This is a genomic window from Paenibacillus sp. MMS20-IR301, from assembly GCF_032302195.1.
GTDB lineage: Bacteria > Bacillota > Bacilli > Paenibacillales > Paenibacillaceae > Paenibacillus_AQ.
Genome location: NZ_CP135275.1, coordinates 6140930 through 6165125, shown reverse-complemented (window position 1 = coordinate 6165125; position 24196 = coordinate 6140930). Strand labels below are relative to the sequence as shown.

Here is a 24196-nt window from a genome sequence, read left to right as displayed (position 1 = left end):
AAATCCAACTAAATTGGGATAACACTCTAATTACATCCACCAATGCTGCTAAGGTTGCCATTCCTGCCTCCTCCCGTCATTCGCGCATATCTACTCCTGCCATTCGCACACCTACTCTTTCCTACTTATCCATACTCATTTCTCACTTATACCTACTCTTGCCTATCCCCGCTTGCTCCCGCCTATTCATCCCCGTCCCCCCTTACCTTACATGCCCTATCAGTTCCTCTTCACCAGTTCACCAACTACCCCCATTCCAGCTCATTCCGCAAAAAAAACCCGCACGCAGATAATCCGCATACGGGTGTCCAGGTGCCGCCAGGCAATCCCATTCTAACTCCAATTCCTATTTCTTGTTCATCTTAAACTTCAGGAACAGCTCGTTATAATGGGCGAGCATCCGCTTCCCGAGGTTATCATAGACCTCCAGCCGGTCGGTGATCTCGGCGGGCGGGTAGAAGCGCTCATCCCCGGAAATATCCTCCGGCAGCAGCGCGAGTGCAGGCGTGTTAGGCGTAGAGTAGCCGACATATTCCGTATTCTGCGCGGCCACATCAGGGCGGAGCATGAAGTTGATGAACTTATGCGCGCCTTCTACATTAGCTGCTGTGCGCGGAATGACCATGTTGTCGAACCATATGTTCGAGCCTTCCTCCGGCACCACATAATCAAGCTTGTCGTTCTCGTCCATAATCTCTGAAGCATCACCGGACCAGACGATTCCTACTGAGGCCTCTTCGTTGGCCAACAGCATCTTGATCTCATCGCCGACAATCGCTTTGACATTCGGGGACAGCTTGTTCAGCTTGGACAGCGCCTCCTGCAGGTGCTCCTCGTTCTTGTCATTGACGGAATAATGCAGGCTGTTAAGCGCCATCCCCATCACCTCACGGGCCCCGTCCACCAGGAAGATTTCGTTATTCAGGCGCTTGTCCCAGAGCGAATTCCAGCTGCTGAAATCCATCCCCTCCGTCATATCCGGGTTGTAGATAATGCCTACAGTTCCCCAGAAATAGGGCACGGAGTACATGTTGCCGGGATCAAAGGAGAGGTCCATGAATTTAGAATCAATATTGGTCAAATTCGGAATTTTGCTGTGATCGAGCGGCAGCAGCAGATTCTCTTCCCGCATCTTGGCAATGGCATAGTCGGATGGCACGACGACATCGAAGACCGTACCCCCCTGCTCGACCTTGGTCAGCATCGCTTCATTGGAGTCAAAGGTCTGGTAGATGACCGTAATGCCGGTCTCCTCCTGGAATTGCTTCAGCAGGTCGGGATCGATATAATCACCCCAGTTATAGATGGTCAGCGTATTGCCGCCGGAATAGCCTTCCGCTGAATTCAGCCGGTAGGCCAGAAACATCAGCCCGAAAGCGACAATCAGAATGGCCAGAAAAGTATTGATCAGCTGCTTCATCTAGGCACCCCCGCTTCGGCAACCGGTTCTGCGGTATGCATCATTGGTTTGTTCTTACGCTGGTTGAGGTAGTAATAACCGATTACCAGCAGTATGGTGAAGAGGAAGATCAGCGTCGACAGCGCGTTGATCGACAGCGAAACCCCCTGCCGTGCCCGCGAATAAATCTCAACAGACAGCGTAGAGTAGCCGTTGCCCGTTACGAAGAAGGTGACCGCGAAATCATCCAGGGAATAGGTCAGGGCCATGAAGAACCCGCTGAAGATCCCCGGCTTGATAATCGGCAGAATAACCTTCGTAAGCACATCGCGGCGGGTAGCCCCAAGGTCACGGGCTGCATCGGTCAGCGTCGGGCTCATCTCCTGCAGATGCGGCAGAATCATAATAACGGCGATCGGAATGCTGAACGCCACATGCGAGAGCAGAACGGAGGTGAAGCCCAGCTTGATTCCGACAATGGTGAACAGAATCAGGAACGAGGCTCCGATAATGACATCCGGGCTGACAATCAGCACATTGTTCAGCGAGAGCAGCGTATTCTTGGCCCGGCGGCTGCGGACATGCTGGATCGCCAGTGCTCCGATGACAGCAATTACTGTTGCAATCGCCGAAGACAGAAGCGCAATCACCAGGGTGTTAATCATAATAATCATCAGCCGGGTGTCCCCGACAACCTCGCGGTAATAGTCGAGCGTGAACCCCTCGAATTCATGCATCGTGCCGCCGCTGTTGAACGAGTAGTACATCAGGTAGAAGATCGGCGCGTACAGGACAACGAAGACCAGCACCAGATAGATATTCGCTATCCCGTTTTTATTCTTGCTTCTCACCCGCGCACCCCCTTCCGCGAGCTGCCCGTAAGAATCATGAACAGTGCCATAATGGCGATCAGGAACACCGCTACCGTAGAGCCCATACCCCAATCCTGCGTGACGAGGAAGTGCTGCTCAATGGCGGTACCGAGCGTAATAACCCGGTTGCCGGCAATCAGGCGAGTAATCATGAACAGCGACAGTGCCGGGATGAACACTGCCATGCAGCCGGAGCGTACGCCGGAGATGGTGAGCGGGAATACCACCCGCCGGAACGTCGTCCAGCCGGAGGCGCCCAGATCACGCGCTGCATCCACCAGCGACAGATTCATCTCATCCAGTGCGCTGAAGATCGGCAGAATCATGAACGGGATGAAAATATAAACCGATACGAACACAAAGCTGAAGCCTGTAAAGAGTATCTGCTGTTCACCTATTCCAACCAAGTCAAAGAAATTGTTCACCGGGCCAAAGGTGCCGAAGATGCCGATGAAGGCATAGGTTTTCAGCAGCAGATTGATCCATGTCGGCAAAATAATCAGCAGCAGCCAAAGCTGCTTATGCTTTGTGCGCGTCAGCAGATACGCCGCCGGATAAGCCACCAGCAGCGAGAACAGGGTGATCAGGAAGGCATACCAGAAGGAGTTCAGCATCATTCTCATATAGACCGGCGTGAAGAAATTAACGTAGTTATCCAGCGTCAGCTTCCCGTCGAGATCGAACAGGGAGTAATAGATAACCAGCAGCACCGGTGCAATAACGAATAAGGCAATCCACAGGTAGTACGGGATGAGGTAATACGACTTGCCCTTACTCTTCATCGCTCTCCACCTCGCCGTAAGCCTCCAGACGTTTGTCGAACTCTTCCTCCGTTTCACCGAACCGCATAACATGAATGGCTTCCGGATCAAAATACAGGCCGATCTCGCTGCCTACCTCCGCCTTGCGCGTAGAATGGACCAGCCATTCGTGGCCGGAGCCGTCATAACAGCTGATCTCGTAGTGCACTCCGCGGAACAGCTGGGAATCCACACGCACCTGCAGCTTACCGGCTTCCACCGTCGCAATCTCCAGATCCTCAGGGCGGATTACGATTTCCACCGCTTCGTTCGGCTTCAGGCCGGCATCGACACACTCGAACCGGTGGCCGTTAAATTCCACCACATAGTCTTCAATCATCACGCCCGGCACAATGTTCGACTCCCCGATGAAATCGGCCACGAACCGGTTAATCGGCTCATCGTAGATATCATTAGGCGTACCGCTCTGCTCAATCTTGCCGCCGTTCATGACGAAGATCCAGTCAGACATCGCCAGCGCCTCTTCCTGGTCATGGGTAACGAAAATAAAGGTGATGCCCAGCCGCTGCTGCATCTCCCGCAAAATATATTGCATCTCCGTACGCAGCTTAAGATCCAGCGCCGACAGCGGCTCGTCCAGCAGCAATACCTGCGGCTCATTGACAATTGCCCGGGCAATTGCCACACGTTGCCTTTGTCCGCCGGACATTTCATTAATGGCCCGCTGCTCATAGCCGACCAGGTTGACGAAGCGCAGCGCTTCCTGCACCTTTTGCGTAATGACATCCTTCTTCAGCTTCTTGATCCGCAGTCCGAAAGCTACATTCTCAAATACGTTCAGATGCGGGAACAAAGCATAATCCTGAAAAACCGTATTTACCTGCCGCTCGTTAGCGGGAATATGATTGATGACTTTGCCGTTCAGATAAATGGAACCTTCAGTCGGCTCGGCAAAACCGGCGATGAGCCGCAGTATGGTCGTCTTTCCGCAGCCCGAGGGGCCCAGCAGTGTATAGAATTTGCCGCGTTCAATTTCGAAGCTTACGCCTTTTAATACTGCCTCTTCGTCGTCATATTGCTTAATTACCTGATCAAATGAAATGATAGTGCCTTCCGGGGTAGCTATAGCTAACAACCTCCCTTACCTTATGTAGTACAACCTATTTTACCCGCTTCCTGCGGGAGACAATCCGTCCAGGCAGCATGCCATGCGGTGATAAGCGACATTTCCTCCTCTGGTTCGACAGACTTCAATATATATAGCATAAAGGAATAATCCTTTATATGCGATAGTTTACAATGTAAAAATTAGTCCGTGAAACTTAACAAGTTCGTAAAAACTGAAGCCGGTCAGGCACGTTTGGGGGTGCTATAATGAAAACGGCTGAAAATCATGTTAATTTTCTCACTTTTATGAAAGAAGATGAAATCAATGAACGAGGGGTTACAGGACCGCCTTGAAAAATACGGATTATCGCTTTATATGATACGCATTACGCTCGCTGCTTCACTCTCCTGGGTGGCGGTGCACAGCCTTTACGGGGACCATTATCTGTACTTTGCACCGCTGGCGGCAATTCTGATTACCCAGAGCAGTGTTAAAGCTTCCCTCGAAAAAGGCGCCTACCGGCTGCTGGGCATTGTGCTCGGCGGGATCGTCAGCCTGATTGTCGGCCGCTTCTTCGATGTAGGCGCGCTCTCCATTCTGCTGATGCTGCTGCTCGGCATAGGCGTAGCCACCGCGTGCCGGATTAATATCCAGGCTGTGTCGCAGGTCGGCGTAACCTCCGTTCTGGCGCTTACCTTCTATCATGATGGGTATATTGTCTGGAGAGTCGCCGAAACGCTAATCGGCGTGCTGATCGCCTTAGCCATAAATATGATTATCGTTCCGCCCAAAGGGTTCGTCAAGGTCAAGAGCTTGGCACTTGAAGGCAGTCTCCTTCTGTCTGATGCCTTAAGCGGCCTGACCGCCGGCAGCCGGGGTACCGCATCAGCCCCTGCAGCGCTTAAGCAGTCCGGTGAGCTGCTGGCAAAGAGTGACCGGCTGCAGAAGGAGCTGCATTACACGCTGTCCCATTTCCCGTGCCGCAAAGAGCTGGGTGCTTTATCACAGGCCACATCCCATCTCGGCAGGATACACGCATACGTTAAGGGTATTGCCGAGGAGATCGCTCTGCTGCCGGCACATTATGCTGCAGCAGACTGGATGATTGAGGTTGTGACGGCTACTGCGGACTGCATTGCTTTATACGGTACCCGGACACTGTCAGATGCTGAGTGCGGACGCTCCCTTCCAGAGAGCCTGCGCCGTGCCCGTGATGTACAGCTGGCCTGGTTCGCTGAACTGCAGGGGGAGTGCCCGCTCGCCGCATTCCGTGATCTCGGGGCAGTCTTCTCCCATCTGAACCGGATTCTTGAAGAGATTGAACGTGCTGATTACGCGGCAGTCTCAGCTGCCGCCCAGCCGGCCAAGGCCAATACAGCGCGCGCTGTGCGCTTTCTGCAAAAGGGACTCTCTCATAAGCTATAAGCTTGGGGGGTGTCCCTTTTTTTACATTCAGCCGGGATTTCACTGGATACCGTTACCATTATAACCAAATCTCCTATATGCTGTAAGCTCTGGTAAAGCCTATTTTTTTGCGCCCTGGCAATGCATATTTTAAGATTATTAATAAATTGGCAGAATTGAGTTGAAAAATAGCTTCTTAAGTACTAGAATTAAGCTTGTTTGCAGAAGTTTCTGTTACACCCAGAAACCAGTTATGATCTTTTTTGTCGATAACAGTCGATTCGAAATTGCCTCATGCTGAGTGTATATCATTGATCTATTTCTAAAGGCAAACTTTCCGAAAGGTTAGGACGCAAAGCCATGGGCCTAAAAGCGCAGATATGCCGCGTTTACGGTCGCCAGGCTGCCAATAGAGACCACGTAAGCCAGCTGCGGCCAAGAAGGCGTTCCCGGGCTTTATGATGCTCTTTTCTGTACGAATGCCATTGATTATACGAAAAGCGAGGTTAAGAACATGCCCCAGCAGTTCATTGATCCATCCCGGTTTGAATTCATGGAATCCCTGATGCTTGAACGTAACGGCTTCCTGGATTCATTCTCTGCAGAAGGCCTGGCCCCCAGCGGGACCAACGGAGATAAGAACGGAATTATTCTTGTGCAGAACAATCAGGTCTTTGTCACCCCGCCGCTGCTTGGCGGCAAGCCCGCCAGAATCTCAGCGGTTCCCCCTGTAGTTCTGAAGCTCAACTGGAAGACGATAACGGAACCTACCGAGGTGACCTCGGCAGATCATATTACCTGGGAGATCTGCGAGAAGCCGCAGTATCAGATTACCGTCTCTCCTGATAAGCTCAAGGTGCATTCCACTTTATACCGCGTGGAGAAGTATGCCTGGAATCTGGTTAATTGCCCCGCCTCCTTCGAGGCTGCAGTCCGGGCTGAGCCTAACCGGGCAATGCTGCTGTCCACGCTCACCATAGAAAAGATTCTCTCTGCTCTGGACAACCCTGTTATACTGCGTAATCTTAATATTCCTGCCCTGTACGCAGAGCTGGACAACCCTACATATCTTCCCGTCTGTATTGCCGAAGGAAGAGCCCCCCGGCCCGGCAGGGCATCACGGCTGGTATTGTCTCTTCCGGAGCATACGCATGCAGGAAACGGAATGCTGCTTGAGCAAGAAGCCGCGGAAACAGCAAGCCTGCTGGATTACCTCAGGTTTCCGGGCGCCCCTTTCGCGTGGGAGGGAGAGGCATTTGCCCGCAAGCTGCCGCCCGAAGAAGGAATTCCCGGATTCGACGTAGATGGAAGCGTGCTGCCGCCGCCTTCGCCGCAGGATTTCCCTTTCACAGGGGGACAGGCTGCCCGGCTCCTTCAGGACGGAGGCATCGCCGCTCTGCGGTCCGGCAGGCCGCGGATCTGCGGCAGCACCGGCAGTGCCCAGACCTGCGATATGCCGGCAAGCCTCCTGCTCACCAAAGAGCTGGCAGCGGAGTCTACGGATATTATGTTCGCCGGTGACATTATTGTTCCGGCTTCCATCAGTGGCCCCCTGCGGATTGAAGCGTTAGGAAATGTCTATATTTACGGCAGCATCCGGCAATCCACAATTACGGCCACCGGAAGCATATATATAAGCGGTGAGGCTATAGACTCCTGCCTCTACGCAGGTCAGGCCGGAGTGGAGCAGAACCGTCTGCACAGCTTCTCCAAGCTGCTTGCGGCAGAAGCAGCGGCCCTGCAGGAGGCTGCCCGTCAGTTGGCCAAGAATGTGGAATCCCGCCAGCAGTCTGTTAAATACGGCCTGGTTGTTATGCTGCTGCTGGAGGATAAGTTCAGCCATATTGATCCTCTGGTCAGTGATCTGCAGTCCGCCCTGCTCTCCATGAACCCTGCCTTCCAGCTCAGCGCAGAGCGGCTTAAGCATATGCTGGAGGTATTCTCTCATCCGGGACAATTCACAGAATTCATTACAGACAGTGTCCTCACCACCTTCTGCAGTCTGCTTCATAACCTCTCAGACAGCATTACGCAGCTCTATGAGGAATATGCTGTCATTGACATTGCCCGCTTACAGGGCAATGTCCAGCAATCCGGCGGCCGGCTGATCCAGCGGGAGCTGCAGCATCTGTAATGACGCAATATACCGGCTTTCAGAGTTTGTTACATAACATAAACGGCTGCAGTCCCGCCAGGCGGGGCTGCAGCCGTTTATTCTGTCAGTGCGTCCTGGCCAGCCTGACATTGACCAGAATAATGCTGCCCACGATCAGCAGCATGCCGATCACCAGATTCAGTGTAATCTGCTCATGCAGCAGAACCACACTTGAACCGATTGAGATCAGCGGAATCAGGAAGGTGAACGAGCCCACCTTGCCGGCTTCGCCTTCATTGATCAGCTTGAAGTAGACCATCCACCCCAGCGCGATTACAAAGACCGCGATGAATAACGTATTTACAATAAATGCCGGACTCCAGGTAATATCCCCCCAGCTCTCGGATGCTGAACCCGCAGCCAGCAGAATCAGTCCGCCGATCATAATCTGCATGGCCGTCATCCACAGCATATCCACCCGCGCCGCATTCCGTTTCGTATAGACCGTAGCCAGTGCCCAGCTAAGCGCACTGGCTAAAGCCAGAATCACACCGGCAGCAGAGATGCTTCCGGTGAATCCCCCAAGGCTCAATGAACCTACACCGAGGAAGCCGATGATGAGCCCGGCAATCTTCAGCCCGTACATCCGCTCGCCAAGCCAGAGCCAGGCAAAGATTCCAAGCAGCACCGGCTGGAGGAAGACAATGGCCGAGAATAGCCCGGAAGGCACATACTGCAGGCCAATCGTCTGGAAGCCGTAGTAGAAGACAATACTAAGGAAAGCCGACACCAGATAGACCGGCCAGAGCTGTCTGAAATGCAGCTGCCCCCGTCTCGGCAGGGCGGCAATAATCAGTATAATGCCAGCGGCTACTGTACGGATTCCCGCGAACAGTAGCGGCGGGGCGTAAGTTAAGGCAATCTTGGAGAGCGGCCAGTTGATGCCCCAGACAATCACAAGGAATACTAACAAGCCTATGGTTTGCTTCCGCTTCTGCATCACTGCACCTCTTGTTCTGTTTTATTTCAAAATGATACAATAGAACCAGTCATAATTGAAATGAATTATTCTCATGAGGGGCATACCAGATTCGTTATGAACAATACGCAAATCCGTCTGTTTGTCTTAATTGCCGAGAGCCGCAGCTTCACCAAGGCAGGCCTTGAGCTGAATATGACACAGCCCGCAGTCAGCCGGGCGATCTCAGCGCTTGAGGCTGAGCTGGATGTGAAGCTGCTGCTGCGCGACCGGCGCAGCGGACTGAAGCTGACCGGCATCGGTGAGCGCCTGCTCGTCATCTGCCGCGGCATTCTGGGCGGCTTCAACAAGATCGAGCAAGAGATTGCTGCCGAGAAGGGACTGGAGAAGGGGCAGCTCCGCATCGGCGCCTTCCCGGTAGCGGCCGCCCATTTCATTCCGTCCATTATCCGGGCCATCTCGGCCAAATACCCGGGAGTTGAACTTAGCCTGCATGAAGGCTCGGTAGCCGAGGTGAAGGAGTGGCTGGATACCAGATTCATTGACGTCGGCTTAGTCATTCCGCCAGTGGAGGAATTTGCTGCTCTGCCCCTGTTCCGGGAGAAGCTCTATGCTGTCCTGCCCGGCAATCACCCGCTTGCACAGAAGCCCTCCATTACAGTGCAGGAGCTGGAGACTGAACCCATGCTGCTCTGCCGGTCGGGGTACGAGCCTCCGGTAGTCGATTTATTCCGCAGGGCCGGCTGCCGGCTTAATGTGAAATACGAGGTTAACAGCTATATTACCGCGCTGAATATGATCAATGAGGGACTCGCTGCCGGCGTAATGTCCCAGCTCTCCCTCCTGTCCCTGCCGCCGAATGTGGCAGTCCGGGAGCTGGCGGAGGAGGCTTACCGCGATATCCATGTTGTGGTCCCTTCGCTGGAGGAGGCCTCTATCGCCGTCCGTCTGTTCATCGATACGGCTCTGCAGCTGTTCTCCGGCGGGGCAGCTGCAGAGCCGATCCATACTGCTAATATCCATAAGGAGTGATATTCATGAAATACAACCGCATGGGCAACAGCGGGCTGCAGGTATCTGCCCTTGGTCTTGGAACGAACGCGTTCGGCAAGCGTGCGGATCAGGAGACTTCCATCCGGATTATTCATGCGGCGCTGGATCAGGGTATAAATTTCATTGATACCGCCAACATATATGCCGGCTCTGAATCAGAGCGGATCATCGGTCTCGCGCTGGAGGGCAGACGCCAGGAAGCGGTGCTTGCTACCAAAGCCGGGCTGCCGAAGCATGAAGGCCCCGGCGGGAGCGGCTCTTCCCGCCACCATCTGATGCAGGAGCTGGAGGGCAGCCTCCGCCGGCTGAAGAGTGATTATGTTGATTTGTATCAGATTCATACCTTCGATCCCTACACGCCGCTGGAGGAGACTCTCCGTACGCTTGACGATATGATCTCCGCAGGCAAAGTACGCTATATCGGCGCTTCCAATTATGCCGCCTGGGAGCTGATGAAGGCGCTGGGGATCAGTGAGGCCCGCCACTGGGCCAAGTTTGTCTCCATTCAGTGCAGCTATTCGCTGGCTGACCGCACACCGGAGGCTGAGCTGGTTCCGCTCAGCCTGGATCAGGGACTGGGCATTATCCCTTACTTCCCGCTGGCCGGCGGCATTCTCACCGGCAAGTATGCCGGCAGCGACACCGTACCGGAGGGGTCCAGAGCAGTGACAGACCCGAACTTCCGCCGCTTCCTGACTCCGGAACGCATTGCACTCGGGGAACGGGTAAGCGCGGCCGCCGCAGAGCTGGACACAACGCCTGCGGCGCTGTCCCTGGCCTGGCTGATGAACCAGCCTGCCGTGTCCACAGTGATTGTCGGCGCAACCCGGGTAGAGCAGTTGCAGCATAATCTGCAGAGCCTGAAGGTCCAGCTGAATACTGAGACGCTTGCGCAGCTGGAGCTGGAGCAGGCCAGCGCCGCGTTCCGCACCGGCGAGCCGTTCGCTGTCTACCGGCTGCCATAATGCAGCTGGCTGCTTATATACAGCAAAGCGAGTCCCTGGTATGGCGGGGACTCGCTTTGCTCGTAAGATAGGCTGCCGGGTTACTTCATATTGCACCGGAGCTGCATATTGGTTGTTATACCGCTGCGATAAACATTTCCATATCTTCCTGCACAGTGGTGATGCCTCCGATGCCAAAGCTGTCTACCAGCACTTTGGCTACATTAGGCGAAAGGAACGCCGGAAGGGTAGGCCCGAGGTGAATATTCTTCACACCCAGATGCAGCAGCGCCAGCAGCACGATAACTGCCTTTTGTTCATACCAGGCAATGTTGTAGGAGATCGGAAGATCATTGATGTCTTCGAGGCCGAACACTTCCTTCAGCTTCAGCGCTATGACCACTAGCGAGTAAGAATCATTGCACTGGCCGGCGTCAAGCACACGCGGAATTCCCCCGATGTCGCCCAGCGGCAGCTTGTTGTATTTGTATTTGGCACAGCCGGCGGTAAGAATCACTGTATCGCTTGGCAGCTCCGCCGCGAAGTCCCTGTAATAATTCCGGCTCTTCATCCGCCCGTCGCAGCCGGCCATGACGAAGAACTGTTTGATCGCGCCGCTCTTCACCGCATCTACCACCTGATCCGCCACATTCATTACAGCCGCATGCGCGAAGCCGCCGACGATCTCCCCGGTCTCGATTTCAACAGGAGCACTGCACTGCTTAGCCTGCTCAATCAGGGCAGAGAAATCCTTCCGCCCGTCGGCCCCTGGCGCAATATGCTGAACCCCCGGATAACCGGTGTTCCCTGTCGTATACAACCGGTTCTTATAGCTTTCTTTAGGCGGTACAATGCAGTTGGTCGTCATTAGAACCGGACCGCCGAAGCTATCGAATTCTTCCGTCTGCTTCCACCAGGCGTTGCCGTAATTGCCTACGAAATGGCTGTACTTCTTGAAGGCCGGATAATAGTGGGCGGGAAGCATCTCGCTATGCGTGTATACATCCACTCCGGTACCTTCCGTCTGCTTCAGCAGCTCCTCCATATCCTTCAAATCATGCCCGCTGATCAGAATACCCGGCTTATTGCCTACACCGATATTCACCTTGGTAATCTCCGGACTGCCGTAAGCCGCCGTGTTCGCCCGGTCGAGCAGCGCCATCACATCGACACCGAACTTGCCGCATTCCAGAACCAGAGCTGTCAGCTCGCCTCCGCCCAAGGTATTATCGAGAACAGCCGTCAGCCCCTTTTCCATAAAAGCATGTGCACCCGCTTCGTAGAAGCCCAGCACCGCCGCATGCTCCATATAAGCTGCCATTCCCTTGAGGCCATAGGTTAACAGCTCACGCAGGGAGCGGATATCCTCATGTTCTGTGGCAAGCACGCCTACGGTCGCCGCCTTGTCCATCAGTTCCGCGTCTGTACCAGCGCTCCAGCAGGCTGCGTCATGTTCTGACATATAGGCAATGACTCCGGCATCCGCAACCCTGCTCCGCCATTTATCCCGCAGGGTAAGCCCCTCCCGGATTCTGCTTATAAAATATTCAGGTACAAAATTAGCATTGGTAATGGTAGCGAACAGACTCTCTATAATAAACTTCTCTGTCACCGGATCGGTAATGCCAAGCTCCCGGCCGCTGCGCGCAAAGACGGCAATTCCCTTAAGTGTATACACCAGAAGATCCTGCAGATTGGCTACATCACTGGTCTTGCCGCACACTCCCTGAATCGTACAACCCGTTCCCTTGGCTGCCTCCTGGCACTGGAAACAAAACATGTCGCTCATTACACATTCACTCCCTCAAAGTATTGTAAGCATAGACCCCACCCGTATCCATTCAAACTAAGCCCGCATTGCAAAGGAAAGGATTATTGAATTGGATAGCTGCTCAGCTGAACAGCCCGGTTGTGCCTGCCTTTACAGTTATCAGTAATTGTAGTAGACTTTCGTCTATCAATCGGTAACGGATGTTACCAATACCTGATTAAATTTGGAGGATGTATATGTCACCAGAGCCTGCCGTGCTGCAGTCCTGCCTGCTGTTCCGCGGCAAAACTGTTGAGGAAATCGGAAGTCTGCTGCACAAGCTGGCTTATACGGTCAGTACTTACCGCAAAAATGCTATCATCCTGGCTGAAGGCGATACCGCAGACCGGCTGGGCATTCTGCTCTCCGGACGGGTCGAGGTACAGAAGACGCATTCAACCGGCAGCAGTGTGACCATCGCCCACCTGAAGGAAGGGCAGACCATCGGTGAAGCCGTGCTGTTCCGCCGGGAGAATATAGTACCTGCTACAGTAACGGCTACAGGTCCCTGCAAAGTTATGTTTATCGGCAAACAGGAGCTGCTGAGAATATTCACGGCAGATACAGATATTCTTACCCGCTTCATTGAGAACCTGTCCGAGCGCCTGGTGCTCGTTAACCGGAAGATTGAGAATCTGTCTGCCGGCCCGCTGCGCAGGCGGATCATCAGCTTTCTGCTGGAGCAGGGGACCGAGCAGGCTTCGGCTGTTGTGAAGCTCCCCTTCACCCGGAAAGAATGGGCTGAGCATCTGAATACAGCCCGCCCTTCGCTGTCCCGGGAGCTTGGCTTTCTGCGCGATCAGGGCTGGATAACCTTCAAGGGCAGTGAAGTAACCCTGCTGAACCAGAGCCGGATGAATGACTACATTCAGAGCCTGCCTTCGGCAGGTAACCTGTAACTAAGGAGAATGCAAGCATGACGCAGTTCACTGCACAATCCATAAACCAGCTGCTGGCTGAGCACAAACAGTGGTTCAGCAGCGGACTTACAAGAACTCTCGCCTTCCGGCTGGAACAGCTCCGGAAGCTCAAGGAGGCCATCCTGACTTATGAGCCGCGGATTATCGCCGCGCTGTATCAGGATCTTCACAAGAGTGAGTTCGAAGCCTACGCTACAGAAATCGGCTTCACGCTGGACAGCATCGGCTATATGATGAAGCATCTGCGGCGCTGGATGAAGCCGTCCCGGGTGAAATCACCGCTGCATCTGTTCCCTGCGAAGAGCAGAATCCTCACAGAGCCTTACGGAACGGTACTGATCATCGGTCCGTTCAATTATCCGTTTCAGCTGCTCATCGAACCGCTGATCGGGGCTATTGCAGCAGGCAACGGTGCTGTGCTGAAGCCTTCCGAGAGCACACCGGCTACTTCAGCAGTCATCGAGGACATGATCCGCAGCACGTTTGACCCTGCATATATCAGTGTCGTTCAGGGGGAGAAGGAAACTACGAATCTGCTGATTCATGCAGCCTTTGATTATATTTTTTTCACCGGGAGTGTGCCCGTTGGGAGAATTGTTATGGAGGCTGCGGCGAAGAATCTGGTGCCTGTAACGCTCGAGCTGGGCGGCAAAAGTCCGGTCATCGTCGACAAATCTGCCAATCTGGAGGCTGCGGCCAAACGGATCGTCTGGGGGAAGCTGATTAATGCAGGCCAGACCTGTATCGCCCCGGATTATCTGCTGGTCCACAGCGAGGTTGCCGCTGAGCTGATTGAGCGGGTCAAGCAGAGCATTACGGCATTCTATGGATCTGACATCCGGCATAATGCGGAGTACGGGAGGATCGTGAATGAACGCCAGCTGCAGCGGCTCGCAGCCATACTGGAGCAGGACCGTGCCAAGGTAATTGCGGGCGGAGGCGTCGCGGAGGAGGAGCTGTACATCGAACCGTCCCTGATCTATCCGGCAGCCTGGAGTGATGCAGCGATGGAGGATGAAATCTTCGGCCCTATCCTTCCGGTTATGGAATATAACCAGCTGGACGAGGCAATTGAGAGCATCAATAAACGCCCCAAGCCGCTCGCCCTCTATCTATTCACGGAGGATAAGCAGGTGGAGCAGCAGGTAATGGAGCGCGTGTCCTTCGGGGGCGGCTGTATTAATGACACCATCTCGCATGTCGCCAGCACGCGGCTGCCGTTCGGCGGTGTCGGCAATTCCGGAATCGGCGGCTATCACGGCAAATACAGCTTCGACCTCTTCTCCCACCACAAAAGTGTGGTTAAACGCGGTACCCGGCTGGACTTGGGTATTGTATACCCGCCTTACGGCAAGAAGGTCAAGCTGGCGCGTAAGCTGCTGAAGTAGCGGATCGGGGCAGCACAAGAAGACACAAGCGGAAATGGCTTCGCCGTCCTATTCAAGGACAGCGGAGCCGTTTGTACGAGGAACCCATCCAGGCCGCTGCCTGGACTTCAGGTTGTAATATGATATGCGCATTTCCCGTTTTCAGCCTGCACAAGCCGGCCTGAGTGGGCTTCTATCACTTTTCTGGAAGGAATATTCCTTTCATCACAGGTTAGCAAGAGTACAGTTATCCCCTTCTGCCTTGCCGCCTTAATCAGCTCGCCCAGGATCAGCTTTCCATACCCCTTCCCCCGCTCACCGGGTCTGATGGCATAACCGATATGTCCTCCGGACCGGATCAGGTGCTCATTCAAAGAATGGCGGAGCTTGCCGATGCCGACTGGCCTCGAATCCACCAGCAGCCAGTAAGTCGTCTGGGGCACATGGTGGGCCGGGAGATCCAACCCTTCTGCCATATGTATTCGCTCCCTTATAAATCCGGGAAAATCAGAGTAGCCCATATCGTAGCCGGCATTTACATAACCGTTCTCTCCGGGTCCAATCTCGGTAATCATGTCATAAATGTCCCTGCCGTCACTAAGCTGTGCCGGGCGCAGCTCAATCATCACTTCCGCCTCCGTTACTGCCCGCTAACCCGCACGCCGTCCAGCCACCCAGTCTGCTACTTCCTTCTCCGGTATCGGCCGGCTGATAAAGTAGCCCTGAATCTTGTCACAGCTTGTCCGTTCCAGGAATTCCAGCTGCTCCTGCGTCTCCACTCCCTCAGCAGTAACATTCAGGCCCATGTCATGGCCGATCGTCACAATGGAGCTGGCGAGCGACATATTATTCGGGGTATCAATACTGTCAATAAAGGATTTATCAATCTTGAGCGTTGTAATCGGCAGCTGTTTCAGGTAGCTAAGCGAAGAGTAGCCTGTCCCGAAATCATCCAGTGCAATGCCGATCCCCTTCTCCTTGAGGGCTTCCAGCTTAGAGCTGATCGCCTCGAATGATTCCATGAAGATGGACTCGGTAATCTCCAGCTCCAAATATTCGGGGGCAAGCCCGGTTTCCTGCAGCACATCCAGCACCATGTCCGTGAAATCATCCAGCATCAGCTGAATTACCGAAATATTCACTGAAATATGGCAGCCCCCGTACTCGTGACCCTGCAGATCCTTGATGAACCGGCAGGCGGAACGCAGTACCCATTCCCCGATCGGTACAATCAGGCGGCAATCCTCGGCGATCTTAATGAAGGACAGCGGAGAGACGAAGCCCAGAACCGGATTATTCCAGCGGATTAAGGCCTCGAACCCCCAAAGCTCATTCGAGCTGATGTCCACCAGCGGCTGATAGTGCAGCGAGAGCTCATTATTTGCAATTGCACTTCTTAAGTGGTTCTCAATAATCATCCGTTCGTCAAAATGCTGCTGCATCTCATGCCCGTAGATCACATAGGTCCCCTTGAATGCTTCCTTCGCTTTGTACATGGCTATATCGGCATTCTTCAGCAGCTCCTCCGCATTCACCCCATCCTCCGGATACTGGGCAATCCCGATACTGGCCGAGATATGAACAACACTCGCATGGAGCTGGAACGGCTCCTTAAAGCCCTGGACGAGTGAGTCTGCATAACGGATAATCTCGCCGAACCCCACGACATCCTTGAACAGAATGACAAACTCATCGCCGCCGAAGCGGAAATGCTTGCTGCGGCCGTCAGAGAGGCCCAGCAGCCGTTCGCCGACCTTCACCAGCAGCTCATCGCCGAAGGTGTGCCCCATGGTATCATTAATGTATTTGAAGTTATCAATATCCAGGAAGAACAGCGCAGCATGGCCGCCGGAATGGGCTTCTACGAATCCCTTCAGATCCTCGGACAGCGACAGGCGGTTAGGCAGGCCGCTCAGCACATCATTATAGGCCAGCAGCCGGTACTTCTCTTCACTGCTCTGCAGCAGCGCCTGATTCTCAACCACCTTGTTATACTGCTCAAGCAGTTCATCCTGCAGCGCTGTCAGCTCTTCGTAGGTGGATTCAAGCTCCTGGTAGCTGAGCTGCAGCTTGCTCTCATAGACCTTGCGGTCAGTCACATCGACCATCGAACCCGCGAAGCGGATGTAGCTGCCGTTTGCATTGCGCAGAACCTTGCCCCTGGCCTGGAACCACTTATATTCGCCTGACTTGCTGCGCATTCTGTATTCTGCGTAGTAGTAAGAGGAACGCCCCTCCAGATGCTGCGTCCGCAGCCGGTCCTCCTGCTCGGCATCCTCGGGATGAATGATCTCCCTCCAGCCGCCGTGCGCCTCATTAATTTCATCCCGTTCATAGCCAAGCAGCTCGTACCAGCTGTCCGAGAAGTAGTAGATCATCGTAGACATGTCGACATCCCAGATTACTGCATCGGCACCGTAGGTGGCCAGGCTGAAGCGTTCATTGCTTTTCTCCAGATTGGTTCTGATCCGCTTGACCAGCTGTACATAGAATAATAAGACGAGGATAAAGGCCAGTAATACAGCAAAGGCGGCAATAATACTCAGCACCAGCACCTTATAAGTCTGATAGAAGGAAAACGGCTTGTTGATAATTTCGCTGCCTGCCGGCACCTGCTTCAGGGAAATGCCGAAATGCTGGAGCTCATTATAGTCAAACGCATTGCGCACGGTACTGTCCGTTACCACCGGTATCCGGCCCGCGCCCTCACCCTGCAGTACACGCAGCGCAAGCTCGGCTGCCGCTCTGCCCTGTATTTTCCCGCTAATCAGACTGCCGCCGAAGGCCCCGTGATTCAGTCCAAAATCATAGATATGATACACCGGCACGCTGCTGCTTTTGCCAAGTTCACTGGCGAACCGTTCAAACTCAACAATTCTTCCGGTAGAGTCGCTATAGTATGTAGTCATTAGCACGATGCTATCCTGTGATAAGCCTGAGGCTGTTGCTTTAATCTGCTCGATCGACAGGTTGTTCATGGGATATAGCTCAAGCCCCAGGTTCAGGGAGTCAATCTGGTCCATGACCATCTTCCCGGTAGACAGGCCGCTCTCCGAGTTATCGAAGATCACATAGACTTTTTTCAGCGCAGGATTGATCTCCCTGGCCATCTGGATCGTGAGGGTTGGGTCGATTTTTTCAATAATGCCTGTAATATTGCTGCGGTCCGGAATGCTGTTCACACCCACTTCGTTCACACCGCTGAAGATGATCGGCGCATCATCCAGAATCTCCTTGCGGTACTTCATGGCAAAATTCAGCGCTGCATCATCTGTGGTCATCACCGCATCAATATGGACATTCTGATACTTGAATTTGATGGTTTCGTAGAAATGATCGAGGTTCTCCTGAGTCGGGTATCTCTTCCAGTCTATATACTCGGTGTAGATCAGGGGAAGATCGGCTGCATTCTTCAGACGCTCTTCAATTCCGGCCCCCTGTTCATCGGTCCAGGCAAAACCCTTCTGGTAAGAATGCAGCACCAGCACATTCCGGGGAGGAAGCTCTTCCGCTTCAGCCCGCGCCCCTCCTGCAGTACACAGCAAGACAAACAACGGCACGAGCAAGGTTTTTAACAATCTGAGATGGTTATGATCTACGCCCATTCGCACACTCCCGTTCATCTATCTCAAAATCTGGTTTTGATTATAAAACGAGGAATTTCGACATCTACTATTTCGGTGCTCCGGCTTCTCATCCCTCTTTTGCATATAAAAGCTTTATTTTTTAGGTTAAATTTGACCGGAATCAGCCGCTTTCATACAATTATAGGGGGAAATCAGGTTTTTTTAAATAACTAAAAGTAAAGGAATCCCCCTTTGTGGACAGGACAGCGCTGGCGTATCGGCGGCAACTGCAGTTCGTACAACTAAATGATCTTTTAATTGCACACAATACAACTATCCCTAAGCAATCCTCTGCCGCTGCATACCAAAGACGCCCCTGTCTCCGCTCGCACGGAGTACAGGGGCGTCTTATTGTTGCTGTCACTGCGTAGGCGGTCTATGCAGAACCACGTCCGGCATATCGAACCCAGCAGCAATCGCGGCCGGTAGTCGCAGCCCGCAGTCACAGCCGGCAGCCGCAACTGCGGGACGCCCGCGGCTACCGCCCGGACAGCTCCAGCAGCGCCTGGACGGTCAGCTCAGCTGTGGAGGACAGGACCAGCTCGGCTGTGCCGAGCAGCTCAGCGCTGCCGATGCCCACAGCCTTCATGCCGGCCGCGCGGATCGCGGCCACGCCTGCGGCTGCATCCTCCACGCCGATGCAGCTCCCCGGATCGGCGTGCAGCAGCTCTGCCGCCTGCAGGAAGATCTCCGGGTCGGGCTTGCCCTTCCGCAGACTGCCCGGATCGGCGACCGCCTGGAACCAGCGGGCGGCGCCGAGGCGCTCCAGAATCTGCGGCGCATTCAGGCTGGCCGAGGCCAGCCCGGCTGCGATTCCCCGCTCACGCAGGGAATCCAGCAGCTCCGGGATACCCGGCAGCAGGTCCGCCGGGGTGATGCGGCTGATCATTACCTTGTAATGATCATTCTTCTTCTCCGCCAGCCGGAGCTTCTCGGCTGCGGACAGCGCCAGGCCGCTGCCCTCCAGCACAAGCTCCAGCGACTCCATCCGGCTGACACCCTTCAGCCGTTCATTCTTCTCGCGGCTGAAGGGAATGCCCAGCTCATCCGCAAGAGCCTGCCAGGCCAGATAATGATACTCGGCAGAGTCGGTAATGACACCGTCGAGATCAAAGATCACGGCCTGCAGCGGTCCGGCAAGCGGCACCGCCACCGGCTGCTGCGGCAACAGCGGCAGCAGCTGCTTCCTATGCCGGATTTCCAGCCCCGTGCCTTCCCGCAGGGTATACACCACCGCTTCGCGGTCAACGAAGATGTCCAGCAGCTGCCCGCGCACGGTGATTTTGAAGCGGTAGCTCTCCCACTGCTCCGGAAGTGCCGGGTTAAAGCTCAGCTGTCCGTCATACAGCCGCAATCCGCCGAAGCCGTTCACAATCGACATCCACGAGCCGGCCATGGCCGCCATGTGCAGCCCGTCCTTGGCATTGCGGTTAATATCGTCGAGATCCATCCGCACCGTACGGTCGAAATAGCCATAGGCACCGGCTAAATCGCCGATTTCGGCCGACATGATACTGTGGATACACGGCGACAGCGAGGAGTCATGAGTCGTCAGCGGCTCATAATAATTATAGTTGCGGATCTTATCTGCCAGGCTGAACTTGTCCCCAAGCAGGAACATCGCCATTACGAGATCCGCCTGCTTCAGCACCTGATGGCGGTAGATCACCAGCGGGTGATAATTCAGCAGCAGCGGATATTTATCCGGGGGCGTATTCGCGAAATCCCATTTCTGCTTGCTAAGGAAGGTATCATCCTGGGCATAGATGCCGAGGTCATGGTCAAACGGAATGAACATCCGGTCTGCAGCTTCTTTCCAGCCTTCAGCCTCCTCTATGGACAGCCCTATCTCATGCTGCAGGCGCTCATAATCGGCAGGATATTGCCGCTGCAGCAGCAGAGCCGTTTCGTATGCGTACCTGAGCTGGTCCTGAACCATGAGATTGGTATAAGCATTGTTATTCACTATGGCTGTGTATTCATCCGGTCCGGTAACCGCATCGATACAGAAGGCGCCTCCGCGTGCCGGATTATAGTGGCCCAAGTCCTCCCAGAAGCGTGAGGTCTCAAACAGAATCTCTGCCCCCTGCGCCGCCAGGAAATCCAGATCGCCCGTTGCCAGCACATACTGCTTCAGGCCGTACGCAATATCGGCATTAATATGCGCCTGGGCGGTGCCTGCCGGGAAGTAGGCCGAATTCTCCTCGCCGTCGATCGTGCGCCACGGATAGAGCGCTCCCTTCTGCGACATGACAGCTGCCCGCTCCCGCGCCTTGCCTAGAGTGGCGTAGCGGAACTCCAGCAGCGCCCGGCTGACAGCGGGCTGGGTGAAGGTGAAGAACGGCAGCATGTACATTTCCGTGTCCCAGAAATAATGTCCTTCATACCCTTCCCCGGTTAGACCCTTGGCGCCGATATTCGTCGCGCCGTCCCGGCCGACCGATTGCAGCAGCTGAAAAGCGTTAAAGCGGATACCCTGCTGCAACGCCGGGTCACCGCTGATTTCCACATCCGTATGGCTCCAGAAGCGGTCCAGATAGCCGCGCTGTTCCTCAGCCAGGCCGGCGAATCCAAGCTCTCCGGCCAGCTCCAGGGCTCCGGTGCTCCGGCCGGACAGCTCCTCTTCAGGATAATCCTTAGAGGTATGGTACGTTATATATTTGGTCAGCGCCGCCTTCTCACCGCTGCGCACTGCAGCCGCATAGCAGACTGATATCCGCTGCCCGATCAGCTGGTGGCTCATCTCCCGTCCCGACTTCACCTGCAGCGCATGGCTGACAGCACTGAGCAGCGCGAACCCCGTATGCCGGGTCCGCTGCTTCATCCACAGCCGCCCGGCTGCTTCATCATACCCCGTGTCCTCCAGCAGCAGGCTGGGCTCTGCACTGCCTGCACCCAGACGCGGGTCATCCGTAACCTCCGGACGGCGGATTTCACCGTCTACAGCCGACTCAAACTTCAGCGTGCCGGAGAAGTTCAGCGCCGTCACGGCATAATCAATGGCCGCCAGATGCTTATGCGTGAGCGAGACCATCCGCCGGATCTGCAAGAGCACGCGCTGGCCTGCGGGGGATTCCCATTCCACTTCGCGGTGCAGGATACCGCTCTGCATATCCAGCCAGCGTTCATACCGGTGTACCGTCCCCTGGTCCAGCCGGAATTCATGTCCTTCTACACTTAATCTGATGATGCGCGCATCGGTCACATTCAGCATCGCCTGGTTGCGGGAAGGAAGCCCGAAGGCCCCCTCCGGATAGACAATGGGCTCAGAGTCGAAGAAGCCGTTCAGGTAGTTACCGGCAACAGTAGCTCCGGCCTTGCCGTGATAACCTTCCTCGAAATTACCGCGCATACCGATATATCCGTTACCGAGCGCGAACACGCTCTCGCTCCGCTGATTATATTCATCCTCGTAGTGTTCCTCACCAAGACGCCATTCCCGGTAAGGATACAATGCCGGCGGATGTTCATAGGGCTTCATCTTCATCTCTGTAATCTCCTCCTGATTGCGGACTTCTCCTGCCCCCGGGTAGCCCGGGGATCAGACCTCCGCTCTATACACTGCCGCCGGACATGGCGGTAATCCCTTAATCCCGGTATCCGTAACATACTGGCTGATCAGCCTTTAACGGACCCGCCCATCAGGCCTCTGACGAAATACTTCTGCAGCAGGAAGAAGATGGCCAGCGGCATCAGCATGGAGATAAAGGCAGCCGAGGTAAGCAGATGCCAGTCGTTGCCGCGTGAGCCGACCAGATCGGCGATCTTCATGGACATGACTTGAACCGACGGCTGGTTGCCGATGAAGATCAGCGACACCAGATAATCATTCCAGACCCAGAGGAACTGGAAGATGCCGATGGAGGCCAGGGCAGGAACAGAGAGCGGCAGAATCAGCCGGCTGAAGATGGTGAAGTGGCTGGCACCGTCGATAAAGGCCGATTCGAACAGATCCTTCGGCAGCTGGCTGATGAAGTTGTACATAAAGTACGTCACCAGCGGCAGACCGAAGGCGGTATGCGCCAGCCAGATGCCGAGATAGCTGCCGTTCAGGCCAAGGGAGGTATAGTCCTTCAACACCGGAATCAGCGCCACCTGAATCGGAATGACCAGCATCGCAATGATGATGACGAACAGCGTCTTACGGCCGGGAAATCTCAGCCAGGCAAAGGCATAGGCGGCAAAAGAGGCGATCAGCACCGGAATCACCGTAGCCGGAACGGCAATCGTCAGTGTATTCCAAAACGCCTGTGATAGTCCGCTGCCCTTCTGCACCGTTTCACTGCCATCGGCTTCCTTGAGTTTGTACTCCTTGCCGGACAGCACGTTCTTGTAATTATCAAGTGTCAGATCAGGCACTGCCTTCCAGCCCTGCTCCTGCACGTTGACTGTCCGCGCCCTGCGGTTCTCCCACACCAGGCGGCTGTCACCGGCCTTTACGCCCGCTTTAAGCTCATCATCGGTGTAGGTCTTGCCGTTTACCTCTATCGGCTCCCGCAGATCCACATCCTTGGACAGCTGCAGCGTCTCGCCGGCCGTCCATTCCTGATGGGGGAATACCTTCCACCAGCCGGACTGCAGAATATCTGCCGCCGGACGGAAGGAGGAGGCAAAGAGGCCGAAGGTCGGCAGAATCCAGATGAAGCAGATCACGCCAAGGACCAGGTTAACAACAGTTTTGCTGCCCTTTCTTTTCTTTTTGCCTACCATCAGAATCCCCCCTGCTTGCGGAACTGCCGCAGATTAATAAGAATAACAGGCAATACCGCAATCAGGAGCACAATAGCCAGCGTGGAGCCGTAACCGAAGTTGCGGTACATGAAGAATTGGCGGTAGAACTGTGTCGCGACTACTTCTGTATCGTATTGACCTCCCGTCATCACCATGACGACGTCAAATATTTTCAATGTAAAGACGATAATGGTTGTGGTTACAGTCAGGATCGTCGCGGAGATAAACGGAATCATGATGCCGAAAAAGATCTTTACCTCACCGGCGCCATCCACCCGTGCAGCCTCCAGGATGTCTTCAGGCACACCTTTGATGGCAGCGGAGAAAATAACCATCGCAAATCCCGTCTGCATCCAGATCAGGATAATAATAAGAAAGAAATTATTCCAGGGCTGCAGCATACTCGTCCAGGCCTGCGGCTCGCCGCCGAAATAGGTTACAATCGCATTAAGCAGTCCGATCTGCTCATCACCCGGCTGATAGTAGTAGACGAACTTCCAGATTACACCTGCGGCTACGAAGGATATCGCCATCGGCATGAAGATGATGGATTTGGCAATTTTCTCATAGCTGCTGCGGTCGGCCAGGATAGCAATCAGCAGCCCGAAGCCTACACAGGCCAGCGTTCCCACGAATACCCAGAGCAGGTTATTGCGCAGTGCGGTTGCCATCAGGCGGTCGCTGAAGATTGCGGCATAGTTGCTGAGTCCGACAAACTTCTCTGAAGAAGCATTGAAGAAGCTTAAATATAAGGTCCGCAGCGCCGGCAGAATTAACAGCCAGCCCAGGATCAGAACCGCAGGTCCGACAAATACGAACGGCAGCACCTTCCTGCGCACACGGTCAGGATAACGCTCAACCGCCCAGGTCAAGGTGTAGTAGATCAGATATACGCCCAGCACACCCCACAGTACCGCAAGCACCGCTGTCACCAGCGGGTTCAGTGTCGAATCACGGAAAAACAGGAAGATCAGCCCGTTGACCACGATATTCGCAAGGAGTACCCCCAGCGATAAAAGCACTGTACTGACGCTGATTCTCTGCTTGGCCTGCGCACCTGCGGTGCCGGCGCCCGGCTTTATTTGTGCATCCATCTCAGTTCCTCCTATAAGTTTTGCTGAGCAAAA

At 54.5% G+C, this 24196-nt stretch carries 17 protein-coding genes and 1 riboswitch; of the genes, 6 read left to right on the top strand and 11 right to left on the bottom strand.

The features are described from left to right. Positions 1-346: 346 nt before the first annotated feature. Genes LOS79_RS26455 through LOS79_RS26440 form a run of 4 tightly spaced genes read right to left on the bottom strand, consistent with a single transcriptional unit; the run spans position 347 to position 4167 of the window. Positions 347-1420: an ABC transporter substrate-binding protein gene (locus LOS79_RS26455; protein WP_315413590.1), complete on the bottom strand. Its 1074-nt coding sequence runs from the start codon at positions 1418-1420 to the stop codon at positions 347-349. After that, entirely contained in the window at positions 1417-2250 is an 834-nt protein-coding gene (locus LOS79_RS26450) for an ABC transporter permease (RefSeq protein ID WP_315413589.1), read from the bottom strand. The genes LOS79_RS26455 and LOS79_RS26450 overlap by 4 nt, the downstream gene beginning before the upstream one ends. Further along, entirely contained in the window at positions 2247-3053 is an 807-nt protein-coding gene (locus LOS79_RS26445) for an ABC transporter permease (RefSeq protein ID WP_315413587.1), read from the bottom strand. Before LOS79_RS26445 ends, LOS79_RS26450 begins: the two co-directional genes overlap by 4 nt. After that, positions 3043-4167 (bottom strand): ABC transporter ATP-binding protein, encoded by a 1125-nt coding sequence (locus tag LOS79_RS26440; protein ID WP_315413585.1) that lies wholly within the window; start codon positions 4165-4167, stop codon positions 3043-3045. Before LOS79_RS26440 ends, LOS79_RS26445 begins: the two co-directional genes overlap by 11 nt. Before the next feature lie 288 nt (positions 4168-4455). Here LOS79_RS26440 and LOS79_RS26435 point away from each other — a divergent pair, with 288 nt between their 5' ends. Both LOS79_RS26435 and LOS79_RS26430 read left to right on the top strand, forming a co-directional pair. Beyond that, positions 4456-5565 carry an FUSC family protein gene (locus tag LOS79_RS26435; RefSeq protein ID WP_315413583.1) on the top strand — a complete coding sequence of 370 codons (1110 nt, stop codon included), beginning with the start codon at positions 4456-4458 and terminating at the stop codon, positions 5563-5565. Positions 5566-5861: 296 nt separating this feature from the next. Next, positions 5862-5955, top strand: a riboswitch (cyclic di-GMP riboswitch). Between the two features lie 103 nt (positions 5956-6058). Further along, positions 6059-7678 carry a flagellar assembly protein A gene (locus LOS79_RS26430; RefSeq protein ID WP_315413581.1) on the top strand — a complete coding sequence of 540 codons (1620 nt, stop codon included), beginning with the start codon at positions 6059-6061 and terminating at the stop codon, positions 7676-7678. An 85-nt stretch (positions 7679-7763) separates the two neighbouring features. Here LOS79_RS26430 and LOS79_RS26425 read toward each other — a convergent pair whose 3' ends face one another. Then, positions 7764-8639 (bottom strand): DMT family transporter, encoded by an 876-nt coding sequence (locus LOS79_RS26425; protein WP_397386694.1) that lies wholly within the window; start codon positions 8637-8639, stop codon positions 7764-7766. Between the two features lie 96 nt (positions 8640-8735). Here LOS79_RS26425 and LOS79_RS26420 point away from each other — a divergent pair, with 96 nt between their 5' ends. Beyond that, on the top strand, positions 8736-9650 hold the full coding sequence (locus LOS79_RS26420; RefSeq protein WP_315422462.1) for a LysR family transcriptional regulator: 915 nt from the start codon (positions 8736-8738) through the stop codon (positions 9648-9650). A 5-nt stretch (positions 9651-9655) separates the two neighbouring features. Next, complete coding sequence (locus LOS79_RS26415; RefSeq protein ID WP_315413577.1) at positions 9656-10636, top strand: aldo/keto reductase; 981 nt, start codon at positions 9656-9658, stop codon at positions 10634-10636. 115 nt (positions 10637-10751) lie between these two features. Here the strand turns inward: LOS79_RS26415 and hcp are convergent, their stop codons facing one another. After that, a complete protein-coding gene (gene hcp, locus LOS79_RS26410) occupies positions 10752-12404 on the bottom strand; it encodes a hydroxylamine reductase (RefSeq protein ID WP_315413575.1) in 1653 nt (550 codons plus the stop codon). Positions 12405-12622: 218 nt separating this feature from the next. Between hcp and LOS79_RS26405 the strand changes: the two genes are divergently transcribed. Both LOS79_RS26405 and LOS79_RS26400 read left to right on the top strand, forming a co-directional pair. Continuing rightward, positions 12623-13324, top strand: a complete 702-nt coding sequence (locus LOS79_RS26405) for a Crp/Fnr family transcriptional regulator (protein WP_315413573.1) — start codon at positions 12623-12625, stop codon at positions 13322-13324. A gap of 17 nt (positions 13325-13341) precedes the next feature. Then, entirely contained in the window at positions 13342-14733 is a 1392-nt protein-coding gene (locus LOS79_RS26400; RefSeq protein WP_315413571.1) for an aldehyde dehydrogenase, read from the top strand. Between the two features lie 107 nt (positions 14734-14840). Here the strand turns inward: LOS79_RS26400 and LOS79_RS26395 are convergent, their stop codons facing one another. The 5 genes from LOS79_RS26395 to LOS79_RS26375 form a co-directional block, all read right to left on the bottom strand. After that, the gene (locus LOS79_RS26395) at positions 14841-15338 is read right to left on the bottom strand and encodes a GNAT family N-acetyltransferase (protein WP_315413568.1); all 498 of its coding nucleotides are present in this window, start codon (positions 15336-15338) and stop codon (positions 14841-14843) included. A 24-nt stretch (positions 15339-15362) separates the two neighbouring features. Continuing rightward, complete coding sequence (locus LOS79_RS26390) at positions 15363-18317, bottom strand: ABC transporter substrate binding protein (protein WP_315413566.1); 2955 nt, start codon at positions 18315-18317, stop codon at positions 15363-15365. 499 nt (positions 18318-18816) lie between these two features. Continuing rightward, complete coding sequence (pgmB, locus tag LOS79_RS26385) at positions 18817-21825, bottom strand: beta-phosphoglucomutase (protein WP_315413564.1); 3009 nt, start codon at positions 21823-21825, stop codon at positions 18817-18819. Positions 21826-21956: 131 nt separating this feature from the next. After that, positions 21957-23048 carry a carbohydrate ABC transporter permease gene (locus LOS79_RS26380; protein WP_315413562.1) on the bottom strand — a complete coding sequence of 364 codons (1092 nt, stop codon included), beginning with the start codon at positions 23046-23048 and terminating at the stop codon, positions 21957-21959. Further along, complete coding sequence (locus LOS79_RS26375) at positions 23048-24163, bottom strand: carbohydrate ABC transporter permease (RefSeq protein WP_315413561.1); 1116 nt, start codon at positions 24161-24163, stop codon at positions 23048-23050. The genes LOS79_RS26380 and LOS79_RS26375 overlap by 1 nt, the downstream gene beginning before the upstream one ends. Positions 24164-24196: the final 33 nt, after the last annotated feature.